The 13,274-nt window shown below is 64.5% G+C and carries 12 protein-coding genes and 7 tRNA genes; 11 read left to right on the top strand and 8 right to left on the bottom strand.

The annotated features are described in order from the left end of the window. Positions 1–9: 9 nt before the first annotated feature. The 4 genes from ACF3NP_RS03365 to ACF3NP_RS03350 all read right to left on the bottom strand — a co-directional run bounded on the left by ACF3NP_RS03365 (position 10) and on the right by ACF3NP_RS03350 (position 2,737). Positions 10–1,227: a Dyp-type peroxidase gene (locus tag ACF3NP_RS03365; RefSeq protein WP_181888542.1), complete on the bottom strand. Its 1,218-nt coding sequence runs from the start codon at positions 1,225–1,227 to the stop codon at positions 10–12. Positions 1,228–1,240: 13 nt separating this feature from the next. Beyond that, positions 1,241–1,825: a copper chaperone PCu(A)C gene (locus ACF3NP_RS03360; RefSeq protein WP_269509625.1), complete on the bottom strand. Its 585-nt coding sequence runs from the start codon at positions 1,823–1,825 to the stop codon at positions 1,241–1,243. A 9-nt stretch (positions 1,826–1,834) separates the two neighbouring features. Further along, on the bottom strand, positions 1,835–2,407 hold the full coding sequence (locus ACF3NP_RS03355; protein WP_181888544.1) for a copper resistance CopC family protein: 573 nt from the start codon (positions 2,405–2,407) through the stop codon (positions 1,835–1,837). 258 nt (positions 2,408–2,665) lie between these two features. Continuing rightward, a tRNA-Val gene (locus ACF3NP_RS03350) sits at positions 2,666–2,737 on the bottom strand. Between the two features lie 236 nt (positions 2,738–2,973). Here ACF3NP_RS03350 and ACF3NP_RS03345 point away from each other — a divergent pair. The 6 genes from ACF3NP_RS03345 (at position 2,974) to ACF3NP_RS03320 (ending at position 3,567) form a co-directional block, all read left to right on the top strand. Beyond that, positions 2,974–3,049, top strand: a tRNA-Gly gene (locus ACF3NP_RS03345). A gap of 19 nt (positions 3,050–3,068) precedes the next feature. Beyond that, positions 3,069–3,140, top strand: a tRNA-Val gene (locus ACF3NP_RS03340). Positions 3,141–3,175: 35 nt separating this feature from the next. After that, a tRNA-Gly gene (locus ACF3NP_RS03335) sits at positions 3,176–3,251 on the top strand. A 44-nt stretch (positions 3,252–3,295) separates the two neighbouring features. After that, positions 3,296–3,369 (top strand) — tRNA-Cys (locus tag ACF3NP_RS03330). A gap of 15 nt (positions 3,370–3,384) precedes the next feature. After that, positions 3,385–3,456, top strand: a tRNA-Val gene (locus ACF3NP_RS03325). Between the two features lie 35 nt (positions 3,457–3,491). Then, positions 3,492–3,567: transfer RNA gene (locus tag ACF3NP_RS03320), tRNA-Gly, on the top strand. A 43-nt stretch (positions 3,568–3,610) separates the two neighbouring features. Here ACF3NP_RS03320 and ACF3NP_RS03315 read toward each other — a convergent pair. Both ACF3NP_RS03315 and ACF3NP_RS03310 read right to left on the bottom strand, forming a co-directional pair. Next, the gene (locus ACF3NP_RS03315; RefSeq protein WP_181888545.1) at positions 3,611–4,585 is read right to left on the bottom strand and encodes an asparagine synthase C-terminal domain-containing protein; all 975 of its coding nucleotides are present in this window, start codon (positions 4,583–4,585) and stop codon (positions 3,611–3,613) included. Between the two features lie 2 nt (positions 4,586–4,587). Next, positions 4,588–6,048: a hypothetical protein gene (locus tag ACF3NP_RS03310; protein ID WP_392398972.1), complete on the bottom strand. Its 1,461-nt coding sequence runs from the start codon at positions 6,046–6,048 to the stop codon at positions 4,588–4,590. A 114-nt stretch (positions 6,049–6,162) separates the two neighbouring features. On the opposite strand from ACF3NP_RS03310, the gene ACF3NP_RS03305 reads away from it, so the two are divergent. Genes ACF3NP_RS03305 through msrB form a run of 3 tightly spaced genes read left to right on the top strand, consistent with a single transcriptional unit; the run spans position 6,163 to position 8,499 of the window. Beyond that, positions 6,163–6,825 (top strand): pyrimidine reductase family protein, encoded by a 663-nt coding sequence (locus tag ACF3NP_RS03305; RefSeq protein WP_236883404.1) that lies wholly within the window; start codon positions 6,163–6,165, stop codon positions 6,823–6,825. A gap of 28 nt (positions 6,826–6,853) precedes the next feature. Continuing rightward, complete coding sequence (locus ACF3NP_RS03300) at positions 6,854–8,101, top strand: glycosyltransferase family 87 protein (protein WP_338026581.1); 1,248 nt, start codon at positions 6,854–6,856, stop codon at positions 8,099–8,101. Next, positions 8,098–8,499 carry a peptide-methionine (R)-S-oxide reductase MsrB gene (msrB, locus tag ACF3NP_RS03295; protein ID WP_181888548.1) on the top strand — a complete coding sequence of 134 codons (402 nt, stop codon included), beginning with the start codon at positions 8,098–8,100 and terminating at the stop codon, positions 8,497–8,499. The genes ACF3NP_RS03300 and msrB overlap by 4 nt, the downstream gene beginning before the upstream one ends. Positions 8,500–8,553: 54 nt before the next feature. On the opposite strand, the gene hemQ is transcribed toward msrB, so the two are convergent. Continuing rightward, positions 8,554–9,255: a hydrogen peroxide-dependent heme synthase gene (gene hemQ / locus ACF3NP_RS03290; RefSeq protein ID WP_181888549.1), complete on the bottom strand. Its 702-nt coding sequence runs from the start codon at positions 9,253–9,255 to the stop codon at positions 8,554–8,556. Positions 9,256–9,405: 150 nt separating this feature from the next. Here hemQ and ACF3NP_RS03285 point away from each other — a divergent pair, with 150 nt between their 5' ends. Both ACF3NP_RS03285 and ACF3NP_RS03280 read left to right on the top strand, forming a co-directional pair. Further along, a complete protein-coding gene (locus tag ACF3NP_RS03285; RefSeq protein WP_236883496.1) occupies positions 9,406–10,020 on the top strand; it encodes a DUF3000 domain-containing protein in 615 nt (204 codons plus the stop codon). Positions 10,021–10,032: 12 nt separating this feature from the next. Continuing rightward, a complete protein-coding gene (locus ACF3NP_RS03280) occupies positions 10,033–11,238 on the top strand; it encodes an HRDC domain-containing protein (RefSeq protein ID WP_181888550.1) in 1,206 nt (401 codons plus the stop codon). 7 nt (positions 11,239–11,245) lie between these two features. Here ACF3NP_RS03280 and dxs read toward each other — a convergent pair whose 3' ends face one another. Further along, the gene (dxs, locus tag ACF3NP_RS03275; protein WP_392398971.1) at positions 11,246–13,171 is read right to left on the bottom strand and encodes a 1-deoxy-D-xylulose-5-phosphate synthase; all 1,926 of its coding nucleotides are present in this window, start codon (positions 13,169–13,171) and stop codon (positions 11,246–11,248) included. Positions 13,172–13,274 lie beyond the last annotated feature (103 nt).

Raw genomic sequence — 13,274 nt, 5'->3', positions numbered from 1 at the left:
CCAGGGATTCTACCCCCGGGTGCCCGAAAGTACTGTTTCGCCCCAGTACGCGTCGCCGCGTGCCTCCCCACCGGGCTCCCGTGTGCCCGGCGGGATCCAGTACACAGCGGACCCGATGTGCGTGGTCCACTCGTTGAGCCGGTCCACCTCCAACAGTCGTTGCAGCACAGGCGTGAACTGCACGTCCGGGTCCTGTTGGTAGGCCAAGAAGATCAGGCCTGCGTCAGACAGCTCGCCGGGCGCCGGCGGCAGCGAGTAGTTGTACGGTCTGCGCAAGAACTTCTGCTCCGGGTGGTCCGCAGGCGGCATGGCGCGCGCCATGTGGGAGTTCTTGTCGATGACGGGCAGCCCGTATTCGTCCAACGCCTCCATGTCCGGCGCATCGAACTCGTCTTCGCCGGTCAGCGGAGCGCCGTCGGAAAGCTTTCGCCCCACTGCAACCTCGCGGGAGGTGCGGTCCAGCCGCTCCCAGTCGTCGAGGTCCATCGCGATGCGGCGCACCACGAGCGACGACGAGCCGTCGTCCGCGAAGACCTGCTCGGCGTACTCCTCGTCCGTGCGCGGGTTGACCGTGCCGTCCACCTGGCCGAAGAGGTTGCGCGGCGTCTGGCCTTTGGGGATGGAGCCGAACGCGTGCATGAACCCCTGCTGCAGCCAGGCGGTTTCCACGTAGTCCATGCCGGCGCGTGACATGTGGCGCAGCGCCCAGGCGCACATCACCGGGTCGTCGGAGCAGATCTGCAGCACCAGATCGGTCTGGCCCCATTCCGGCCGCAGCTCTTCGCGCGGCATCGCGGGGATGTCGTGCAGCCACTTCGGCTTGGCTTCCGGCGCCGCAAGATCAAAGATGCGCTCGCCGAACCCGCAGGTGATGGTGAGGTTGGCGGGCCACTGCACCATCTCCGGCTCCAAGCTGGACAGAGGGTTGCGGCCGACGGTCAGCTCGCGGGCGTCCTCCGTCCACAGGCGCATCAGCCTGACGACGCCCGCAGCGTCCACCCCATCCCTGAGGTTGAACCCGACCAGGTTGAGCGACGCCTGCGTCGGCGTCTGGATGCCAGCCTGGTGCGCGCCGTCGAAGGCGACGGATGCCTCCGTCAGCGGTTCGGTGTTCGGATCGGAGTTGCTCGGCTCGTTGTCGCACCCTGCAAGCAGCATGCCTGTCGACGCCACCCCGGCCACACCAGCCGTCCCCGCCAAAAACCCCCGCCGGCTCACACCCGGCATGACGCATCCTCCTCTAGTGCTTGTGTTCAGCGTGGTCGGCATGCTCGGCGTGGTCGGCGTGCTCGCCGAGGTCGCCGTAGCTTTCGTCGCCAGACAGCATGGTGCGCACGGCAACATCGGACACGGTCGCGGTCGCGCCGCCTTCCAGCAGCAGGGTCACATCGATGGTGTCGCCTGCCTCGATGGCCGGCGCGTAGCCCATCACCATGAAGTGGTCGCCGCCCGGTGCCAGCTCGTGGGTGCCGCCCGCGGGGATGTCGAAACCGCCGTCCTTTTGACGCATCATCCCGTCGACAACCTCGTGGATCTGGTAGTCCGCCTCGCCGAGCGAGGTGGTGAATCCCACCACAGTGATGTCTTTGTCAGTGTTGTTGTGCAGGGTGCCGAAGATAGAGGTCATGTCGCTGCCATCTGCGGCATCCTTCGCGGCTTTAGCCCGGACAGCTCCGCTTTCCAACGTGACCGCGTTACCCGTCAGGTCCGCGGCCGGGGCAGTGCTCGCGGAATTGCCGGTGGGATCCTCCGAGGCAGCTTCGTCGCTGCAGCCGGCAAGCACCAGAGCGGCCGCCGCGGTGAGGGCGGCAATTCGCTTGTTCACGGGCATCGCCTACTTCTGCGTATCCGGGTCGGCTTCGGAGATTCGGCGGCTCTTGGCCAGCGCACCGAAGCCGGCACCGGCGACGACCAGCACGCCCGCCAGCGCGAGCAGCACCTTCATGGTGGTGCTCATGCCGTCTGCCGCGTCAACGACCGGATCCTTGCTCGCGTCCGCGGTCGCCTCGCCAGACGGGTTGAAGCTGAACGAGGTCATCCCCTTCGTCGAGTGACCGTCGGAGGACACGATCTGGTAGCCGACCTTGTAGTCGCCCGCCTGCGCATCCAGGTCTGCCGGAAGGTCGAGGGTGACAAACCGGCCGTCGATCTCTGGCTCGCCCGAGTAGACAACCTCGGACTGCCCGTTGACCTCGCGGGAAAGCGCCACAGTGTTGAAGCCGTCCTGGATCTCCCCGGAAAACTCGAGCGTCACAGCATCGGGGAACTCGCTGACCACACTTTTGTCCTCAGGGTCCGAGCCAATCACGGAATCGTGTGCGAAAGCCGGAGCTGCCGCAACCAACGTCGCAGTGGCCGCTGCGGCAGCGACCGCGCCACCTCGTGTGAATGCTGCCGGGATGAGCATGGTGCCTCCTCAAATAGAACCAACGCGCCGACTGGCGCTAAGAGCACTAGTCGTATCCAGATCCACGTTAGTTCCCGTCACACCCGCCCCAAAACTATGAACCGGGCAACCCAACCCAAACGACGATATCGGCGATTACCGTCGAGGCCGAGACGCGACCTGGGCTTTTCCACGGGCCGGACCCGCAAATGCCGATATCGTCGTTTAGTGGGCAAACGCAAAGCGCCCCAGGCTGTTTCCAACCTGGGGCTTTCTCTGTGGTCCTAGCTGGGATCGAACCAGCGACCTTTCCGGTGTGAACGGAACGCTCTTCCACTGAGCCATAGGACCGAACGAGGAATGAGATTACACGCCGCACCCGAAAGTACCGAATCGGCTGGTCATTGGCGGTAACAGGGATTGCCGACAGCGGGGGCGTCGACAAGCGAATGCACCGCGGGCCAAATTGCACCAACGTAATTCACGCTTATCCCCCTCAAAATGGCCGTGACATGGCGATTTGTAACAGCGGGCGGTATGCGGATAAGGTTTGTTCTCGCGTTCAACGCGGACAGCGCGGAACGCATGCGGATGTAGCGCAGTTGGTAGCGCATCACCTTGCCAAGGTGAGGGTCGCGAGTTCGAGTCTCGTCATCCGCTCCAGTTCCCCAGAGGAACATGGGCGCGATTAGCTCAGCGGTAGAGCACTACCTCGACACGGTAGGGGTCACTGGTTCGATCCCAGTATCGCGCACAGAGGGTTTACGCCCTCGTCAACTGAATAGCAATGCGGATGTAGCGCAGTTGGTAGCGCATCACCTTGCCAAGGTGAGGGTCGCGAGTTCGAGTCTCGTCATCCGCTCCAAGTACTTCGGGGTTTAAAGCCGAATACTTCGGAGGTAACTCCACGGTGGATTGGTCGAGTGGTTAGGCAACGGTCTGCAAAACCGTGTACACGGGTTCGATTCCCGTATCCACCTCCAAGCTGCAATAGCCTTGCGCGATTAGCTCAGCGGTAGAGCACTACCTCGACACGGTAGGGGTCACTGGTTCGATCCCAGTATCGCGCACAGAGGGTTTACGCCCTCGTCAACTGAATAGCAATGCGGATGTAGCGCAGTTGGTAGCGCATCACCTTGCCAAGGTGAGGGTCGCGAGTTCGAGTCTCGTCATCCGCTCCATTTCAACAAAAAGGGGTCCACCCTCTCGGTGGGCCCCTTTTTGCTATTCGCGCTCCCCTGCCTCCAAGCGTTGCAGATACAGCCGGGCAACGGTGAAACCCAGCGGCTCGTCCAGCGGCGACGAGTACGTGCGCTGCCCGAAGTCGCGCGCAAGCTGGCGGCGGGCGGCATCCACAATGGCGCCAACGAGCCCGGAGGACACCTGCATCGGGTTCTTCGGCGCGAACGCCACTTCTTCCGGCACTCCCCGATCCACCGCGAGCTTGCGGAAGATGTACTTGTCGTGGCCACTATCATCGGGCTGCACCAGCGACGGGTGGATGCGCTGTGCGAGCTCAACCGCCGCGTGGGTCTGCCAGATCTGGACGTGCCGCTCGGGATCCTCCAAGAGCCGCTCGTAGAAGTCCGGCACAAAACGTTCGCGCTTGAAGCTCTTAGCGACGTTTGCCCGCAGCGCCGCATCCCACGCGTCCACGAGGCTCTCCCCCGCCGCGGGAGCCACCGTGTGCCCGCCCATGAACAGCGCGTCGGCCCCGGCTCCGGAAAGCAGTACGCCTTCGGCGCCGTGGTCGTGCGAAGCGCCGTCGATAGCCTTCAGCACGGCACCCGCCGAGATCTCCCACGGCTCCGGGAACTCGAGAGCCCGCACGACCCGCGCGAGAAGCCGCTCAAACTCTTCGTCGGTGGGGCGAACAATCACGTGCTCGAGGCCGCATTGCTTTGCGACGGCTGCCGCCCTCCCCACTTCCTGGTCCTCCGTGTGCTGGCTGTAGGTCACGGCCAACGTGCCCGGCGCGACCTCGGCCACGTAGGTGGCCAGCAGGATGGAATCGATGCCGCCGGAGAGTTGGAGCACGGGCCGCCCCGCGTTGCGGGCGACGGCGGCGGTGACGCGTGCGCGGAGGTAGTGGTCAATCGCGGCGGACGCTTCGCCGGCGTCCGAGATGTCGTAGGGCCCCTTCTTGAGCTGCTGTTCGTCTGCAACGTATTCGAGCGCTGCCCCAGTGATGTCGTGCATAGCTACGGTGTCCTTTCGCGGTAGCCGTCGGAAAGCTGCGTACCGGTGCGTCGTTGCTCGCCGGAGGCGCTATCTAGGAACGGTGCCAGCTGATAGTTGGTGTTTCTCATCCGCTCGATGTCGCGCTCAAGCTCGCTGATCCGCTGCTGGAGCTCGGCTGTCTTTCGTGGGCGCCGTAGCGAGAATTTCTGGGGCTTCGTGCGGACCTCTTTGGGTCCCTCGCGGCCTTCGCGCACCCGGAATACGGTGTTGCGCACCAAGAGGAAGAAACCGACCATGATGAACGCCATCATGCCGATCAATCCGATGCGTTCGAAAGTGGAGATGCTGTCGATGCCCAGCACGCTGATGTTGGTGATCAATAACCCCATCAGTGCAGCGAACAAGGACAGCACTTCCACGGATTTCCACACCAGCTGGTTCGACTCTGACTCGAGCTGGCGAGACAGTGCCTGTACTTTCTCGTCCACGGAAGCTACCTGCCGCTCGACGGCACTGCGGATGGCCGTTTGCACCTGCCACTCGGTGGAGACCAGCAGCCGGTAGTTCTTGTACTCCTCGTGCCGGGCAAGCTGTTGCGGGTCCAGTACCCGGATTGCCATGTCGAGGGATTCCACGGCGCGCCGGTAGCAGTAGTTCTGGTCTTCCAACAGCGTCGGGTCGGCTCTGAGTGTCTGCTCCAGTTCGAGCGCTTGGGTCGCGGTCGGCCCAGTTTCGAAATCCCACTGCGTTGCCGCGGCGATTCTGCGGTAGGCCTCCCCCATCCGGTAGTACGCGTTGCCGTCCTTGGGGTCCGACTTGACCAGGGATTCAGCCAGAATCAGCATCTCCACCCCGTAGAAGCGGAACGGAAACAGCCACAGGCCGTGCAGCAGGAGGTGGCGAAGCTTGACCGGCACACGGTCCAGGTGCCGCGAGAGGTTCGTCGGACTTTCCGGGTCTAGGCCGATGGAGGAAAAGAGCTCGGACGGGACAATCCGCTTGCCGGCGCTAAGTTGCGCAAACGTGAGGTAGATGCCGTTGAGGTCGTACGGACCGACCTGCAGTGGAGCGTCGTCTGCGCGGCTGAGCACTTCAAAAATGCCGTCGTAGTTGAAGTCGAACCTGTACAGCTGCAGCTCAATCAGCGCAGTTGCCAAATACAGCAGGCGCGGTTGCTCCACACTGCGGTGTCGACGTACGCGCTGCGGCTCGTGCGCCCCAAGTCCCCGCTCCCAGGCTTGCCAACAAACGTCGGTGACCATATTCAAGAACGGCTCGAACCAGACCATCTCAGTTGCTCTGTCCGCAGTCGACGCGAACGCGGCCTGCGCGGATGCCGCGAGGTTGTCTTTCCAGTGGCTTGTATCCGAGCGGTCGAACAGGAGCGAATAGAACTCGGATGCTTCCGAGTCCGCAATCCAGCCATTCCGTGCAGCGACGGCTGCCGCGTCGAGGTCAAAATGGTTTCCGGTAGGTTGCACAACATCCCCTTCAACAGACTGGAAGCAAGTGTAATGAACGAGCGACCTCAATCCCTTGATCCGGAACTTCTCATCGGTCCGGTTAAGCCGCCCGGAACGCGAGAGACTCGCCTTATGGGAATCGCGGCGCTGACCGGAGCTGCCGCAAGCAAGGGAACTTCTTCCGGCTTGGGCAACGACACCGATTTCGCGCTGCTGAACGCACTGCGCATCTGGTCAGATGCGGTGCTCGTCGGTGCCGAGACCGCGCGCAAAGAGAACTACTTCGGCGTGCGTACCACCGCACAGCAGCGCGAGGCTCGGCGCGGACGGGGACAAGCGGAAGTTCCGCCGATTGTCGTGGTGACCAAGAGCCTGAAGTTCGACACTGCAACGCAGCTGTTTACGGACACACGTACGCCGCCGTTGTTCGCTGTACCCGCAAGCGTTCTGGGCGATACGGAGGTGTCTGAACGCGCGCGGGAGATCGAGCAGGCGGGTGGCGTGATTGTGCCCGTGGAGGGCGAAGACGTCTCCGCAGTCGTGGCCGCACTGCACGCTCGGGGGTTCGCCCGCATCGTCTGCGAGGGCGGCCCCAGCTTAAACACCCAACTCATCGGTGCCAGCGAAGTAGATGTATTCCACTACACCGTCAGCCCGCGCGCGGTGCAGCCGTCTGAACTACGCCTGTTCGGTGAAGCAGACACACCTTCAGACCACGCTTTCATCCTCGAGGCGGCGCACGCCACAAGCGACTCCGTGCTCTTCCTGCGCTACCGGAGCGTGCGCGAAGGGTAGCCGCACCGTGGCAGGTACGGTTAGGCGCGTGATTGCTACCCCACCGCCTCGAAGCGCCCCCGAAGAGCCTGCACCGGGTTCGACTGCAGTGCAGGCCCAGCCCGCCGACGAGCGCGCGGGCCTCGCGCCCGCGATCGCCGCTGCCGCCTGGCCTGTCGCGGTGCTTCTGGTGCTCCACCGGCTGTTCATCCTCGCGCGCGCGGGCTCGGTGACGGACGACTTCACCACCGTGTGGTCCGCAGCGCGCCGTTTTGTGGAACGCGTCCCCGTGTACAACGAGGTCTACAGCCACGTCAATCCGCACTACCTGTACAACCCGGGCGCGACCCTGCTGCTGTCGCCGCTGGGGCTGATTTCCGACATAAACCTGGCCCGTCCGCTGTTCATCGCCGTCAACGCCGCGTGCATCATCGCCGCTTTAGCGTGGCTGACCAAGCTTGCAGGCCGCCCGCTTTCCGGGCCGACGTTTCCCGTCGCCGTTGCGCTGGCGTTTTGCACCGAAGCCGTGACCAACACGCTGGTGTTTTCCAACATCAACGGCATACTCCTGCTCGCGCTGGTGGCCTTTATCGCGCTCTTGCTTGCCCGCCGCGACATCGCCGCCGGTGTGGTACTGGGGTTGGCTATCTTGGTCAAGCCGATGTTCGCTCCGCTGCTGGTGCTGCCGCTGCTGCAGCTGCGCTGGCGCCCCGCGCTCGGCGCTATCGGCGTCCCGGTGGTGATGAACCTCATCGCGTGGCCGTTCACGCCCGGCGCCCGCGACTACCTCGACGTGGTGGTGCCGTATCTGAAGGTCACGCGCGACTATGCCAACTCTTCCCTGTCCGGTTTCGCCGTCTATTTCGGCATGCCCCGCTGGGCCCATGCGCTGCTGTTCCTCCTCCTCGCCGCTGCGGTCGCCGGAGCGGTGCTCGGTCTTGTGCGTGTGCGCCACAGCCAGGAGCTGCTGTATCTGGCCGTTGGCTCCGGGGTGCTGCTCGCGGGAGTGTGCCTGTTGTCCTCCCTGGGCCAGGCGTACTACTCCATGATGCTGTTTCCCGCCCTGTTTACGGTCTTCCACCCGGACAGCCCGCTGCGCAGCTGGCCCGCTTGGCTCGGCGCCGCGCTGTGCCTGTCCCCCTTGAATTGGTCCAGCCCACTGCACCCGTTGACCGGCAGCTGGCTCAACACCTTCTTGCCCACTGCCGGGTGGGCCGTGTTTATTGTCGCGTGTGCGGCGTGGGTATTGTTGAGGCCAACCTTGCGGCGCACTCCGACGGAAAGGATTCGGCGATGACGGATTTCAAGGACTTTACCGACGCGCAGTGGCGCGAGAAGCTCACGGCCGAGGAGTACCACGTCCTGCGGGAGGCTGGCACCGAGCGTCCGGGCATCGGCGAGTACACGGACACCACCACCGAGGGTGTGTACCGCTGCCGCGCGTGCGGCGCTGAGCTGTTCCGCTCCACTGAGAAGTTTGACGCCCACTGCGGCTGGCCCGCGTTCTTCTCCCCGCTGGCGGGCGACGCCATCATCGAGCGCGAGGACACCTCCCTCGGCATGGTGCGCACTGAGGTGCTGTGCGCGAACTGTCACTCCCACCTGGGCCACGTGTTCGCCGGCGAGGGTTTCGACACCCCCACCGACCTGCGCTACTGCATCAACTCGATCTCGCTGACGCTCGACGAAGCATAGAAAAGGCGCCGTCAAAGCAATTGCTTTACGACGCCACCTTCGGTCTACCCACGCCTAGGGCAGCACCGAAATAATTTCGCCGATGTCGCCGACACGGCGGCCCGTCTGGAACGGGATCTCCTCGCGGACGTGCAGGCGGGCCTCGGTGTAGCGCATGGTCTTCATCAACGCCTCGATGCGCTCGAGCGTCGGCGCCTCGAAGGCGAGCATCCACTCGTAATCGCCGAGCGTGAAGGCCTCGACGGTGTTGGCGCGCACATCCGCGAAATCGCGGGCCGCCATGCCGTGCTCCGCGAGGATGCGGCGGCGCTCCTGCGGGTCCATCACGTACCAGTCGTATGAGCGCACGAACGGGTAGACCGTGATCCAGTCCCCCGGCTCCTCGCCCATGATGAAGCTGGGGAGGTGGGACTTGTTGAACTCCGCAGGGCGGTGCAGACCGTTGCCGATCCAGCTCAGCTCCACCTTCTGCCCGAACGCGGTTTCGCGGCGGAAGTCCGCGAGCGCCTTCTGCAGGTGCTCGAACTCCTCGGCGTGCCACCAAATCATGAAGTCGGCGTCGGCGCGGATCCCGGTGTTGTCGTAGATGCCGCGGACAGTGACCACGCCTTCCTGCTCAAGGTTGGTGAAAAAGGCGCGAGCTTCGTCGATAAGCTCGCTGCGCTCGGCGCCAAGAGCACCAGGAACTGCGCGGAACACCGCAAACTGCAAAAACCGCTGCGTGGCGTTGAGTTTGTCAAAGTCGAGCTTGGCCATGTCTTGCCCCTTTCCTGCCGCAAGGCAGATCAAACAAAAGTCGGAGAACATTCTACGCCGTAGGTTCTGCCGCTCACGGCGCGCCTCCCCCAACGGCGCCGGTTGCTGGATACGTTTGACCCTGTGATGAAACCGGACACCACCTCCCCCATGTCCGCCGGCGGCGCGGGCAGCAACAGGGACGACCACGGCAACAGCGATTCCTGGCCCGCAGAGTTCAGCGCGGCCGTCGAATCCATGCACGCGGCGCGCCTGCGCCCAGAGATCACCCTGGGCACCATCCGCCCGCCACAGCGCCCCGCGCCGTTCAGCCACGCCGTTGGCCTCGAAGTCGCGCACGCTGACGAGGAAAACGTCCCGGTGGACTCTGAAGGCGACGCGTTCGGACGCCTAATCCTGCTGCACTCCCCCGCCGCTGAAGAGGCGTGGGAAGGCACCATGCGTCTGGTGGCCTACATTCAGGCCGACATGGACGACGCCGTGGCCTCCGACCCGCTTCTGCCTGACGTGGCCTGGCAGTGGCTCAACGAGTCGCTCGCAGAAACCGGTGCACGCCACACCAACCTCGGTGGCACGGTGACCTCGACCGCTTCGGTGCGGTTCGGCGAGATCGGCGGGCCGCCGCGCGCCTACCAGCTGGAGATGCGCGCCTCCTGGACCGCGGAGGGCACCGACCTCCAGCACCACGTGGAAGCTTTTTCCAAGGTGCTCGCCCACGTGGCAGGTTTACCGCCGGAAGGTGTGGCCCAGCTCAGCTCGCGCTAATATCTTTTCTTGATGAGTGCCCGGCTGGACTACCGCCTTGTAGACACGCCCGCCGCCTTCCATGAGGCGGCGGGCGCACTCGCGCACGGTCGCGGCCCGTTCGCCGTGGATACCGAACGCGCCTCCTCATTCCGCTACGGCGACCGCGCATTTCTCGTGCAAGTAGCGCGCCGAGGCGCGGGAACGTTCCTCATCGCCCCCGAAGGCCACCGAGACGAGGTCCGCGAGATCTTCGCCCCTGTGCTCGGCGGCCAGGAGTGGATCATCCACGCCGCGAGCGAAGACCTGCGCAGCCTGGCGCTGCTCGGGCTCCACCCCGGCGTGCTTTTCGATACTGAGCTCGCGTCGCGCCTAGTCGGCTACGACCGGCCGAACCTCGCCGCGATGGTCGAGCGTTTCGTCGGAGTTGAACTGGAGAAAGGCCACGGGCACGAGGATTGGTCCCGCACGCCGCTTCCCAAATCGTGGCAGGACTACGCCGCGCTGGATGTGGAGTACCTCAACGAGCTCGCTGAGGCCCTCACCGAGGTGCTGGACGCCGAAGGCAAACTCCGCTGGGCCTTCGAGGAGTTCGCGCACCTCATCTCCGTCTACTCGCTTACCCCGCGCCCTGTGAAGTCATGGCGCGACATGAAGGGCATCTCCTCCCTGCGCGACCAATCCGGCCTCCAAGTGGCGCGCGAACTATGGCACGCACGCGAGGAAATCAGCGAACAGCGGGACATCGCTCCAGGGCGCCTGCTGCCCAACCGGGCGCTGCTCGATATCGCCCTCGCTGAGCCGGATTCACCCCGCGGCCTGGCACGGGCCGTCGGAGGGAAGGGAATGCCCTCCCGGGAGGTTCGGCGCTGGCTCGGCGTGGTGGAACGCGCACTGGCGGCTGACCCCGCCACGTGGCCGCGTCGCAAAGACCCGCGCGCAAACGGCACGCCATCGAAGTCCGGGTGGGAGCGCCACTACCCAGAATCGTGGCAAATGCTGCAGCTGTGCCGCGAAGACATCGCCGCCAGCGCAGAAGACTTGGACATTCGCCCCGACATTTTGCTCACACCGGCAATTTTGCGCGAGACGGTGTGGAACGCACCTGACAACGGGCCGGCTTGGGACACCCACCAAGCAGCCTCGGCCCTAAAGAAGGCGGGGGCACGGCCGTGGCAGGTGGAACTTACGGCGCCAATTTTGGCCGCAGCCCACGCAGAGATGCTCGAACTGGTCTAGCGCTGACCTAATTTTCGGGATCCGCCAGGCTGGCCGCCCACTCGCGCACCTGCGCTGCAGCGGAGGCGGGATCAAGGCCGTACTCCTGCAGGATCTCGCCACGCGAAGCGTGCAACGGGAAGATGTCCGGGAATGCGAGCTGCCGCACCGGGGTATCCACTTCCGCAGCCGCGAGCGCCTCGGCAACAGCGGATCCCACGCCGCCGCGGACCACGCCGTCTTCGTACACCACCACCAGGTCAGCTTCCGCAGCCAATTCCAGCACGTCCGAGGAGACGGGGATGACCCAGCGCGGGTCAACCACGGTTGCCCGGATGCCGTCGGCAAGCACCGCTTCTGCGACCTCGAGGCCGTACTTCGCAAACGCACCGACAGCGACGATGAGCACGTCGATGTCGTCCTCGGTGCCCTCTCCGTCGAGGCGCGACAGCACGTCCGTGCCGCCGGAAAGTCGCTCCAACGCGTCAATATCTGCGCCGACAGCGCCCTTTGGGAAGCGGACGACCGTCGGGCCGTCATCGACAGCGATTGCCTCGGAGAACTCCTCCCGCAATCGGGCGGCGTCGCGCGGCGCCGCGATGCGGATGCCCGGCACAATGGAGGCGATTGCCATATCCCAGACACCGTTGTGGCTGGCGCCGTCAGACCCGGTCACACCCGCGCGGTCGAGCACCAGCGTCACAGGCTGGTTAATCAGCCCCACATCCATCAGCAGCTGGTCGAACGCCCGGTTCAAAAACGTCGAGTACACCGCAACGACTGGGTGCAGGCCGCCGAGGGCCATGCCGGAGGCGGATGCGACGGCGTGCTGCTCCGCGATACCGACGTCGAAGAAGCGGTCCGGGAACTGCTCCGCAAAAGGCTGCAGGCCGGTCGGGCCCGCCATCGCCGCGGTAATGGCCACAATGTCGTCTCGCTCATGGCCGGCGCGCAGCAACTCCTTGGTGAACACGGAGGTCCAGCCCGGCTCAGAGGAGGCGAGAGACCGTCCAGTCACCGGGTCAATCACACCCGTGGAGTGCATCTGGTCCGCCACGTTGTTCACGGCCGGCGCGAACCCGTGGCCCTTCTCAGTGACAACGTGCACGATCAGCGGGCCCTCGTAGCGCTTGGCGTACTTGAACGCGTTGAGCAGGCTCTTAATGTCGTGCCCTTCCACCGGGCCGACGTACTTCATGCCCAGCTCCGGGAACATTTCGGTGGGCAGCACCTGGTACTTCACGCCCTCTTTGAGCGCGTGCAGCGCGTCAAAGGTGCGCTCGCCCACCCAGCCCATGGACTTCAGCGTCTTCTTGCCGGACTCCATCACTTCGTCGTACGCCGGCTGCATGCGAAGCGCCGCAAGCTGGTCGCGCAGCTTGGTCAGGTTGTTGGCGAACCCGCCGATGGTCGGCGAGTAGGACCGGCCGTTGTCGTTGACCACGATGACGACATTGCGGTTGGCCGCCGCGATGTTGTTCAGCGCCTCCCAGCACATGCCGCCGGTCAGCGCGCCGTCACCCACAACGGCGACAACGTTGTCGCCGTCCCGTCCCATCAACGCCTTCGCCTTTGCAAGGCCGTCCGCGTAGGACAGCGACGCGCTGGCGTGCGAAGACTTGGTCCAATCGTGCTCCGACTCCGCGCGCGCGGTGTAGCCGGAAAGCCCGCCCTTCTTGCGCAGCGTGTCGAACTGCCCGCCGCGCCCAGTGAGGATCTTGTGCACGTACGACTGGTGGGACGTGTCCCAAATAATCGGGTCGTTCGGTGAATCGAAGATGTAGTGCAGCGCAATGGTCATCTCCACAACACCCAGGTTTGGGCCGAGGTGCCCGCCGGTGGCGGAGACCTTCTGGATCAGCATCTGACGGATCTCATCCGCAAGATCATCGAGCTGCGCAGGAGAAAGCTTGCGGACATCCGCTGGCGTCGCAATATGCTCGAGCAGTGCCACAGTCCTGTCGTACTCCTTCGCCGTATCGGGCGCGCCCCGAATGGGCGCAGCTGCCGTTTCGTTCACGCTAGTTTACACGCTGGCTTTTAGACGAATTCTCGTC

It is taken from the genome of Corynebacterium lehmanniae (assembly GCF_043161975.1).
Taxonomy (GTDB): Bacteria; Actinomycetota; Actinomycetes; order Mycobacteriales; family Mycobacteriaceae; genus Corynebacterium; species Corynebacterium lehmanniae.
This window is presented reverse-complemented; position numbering and strand designations above follow the sequence as displayed.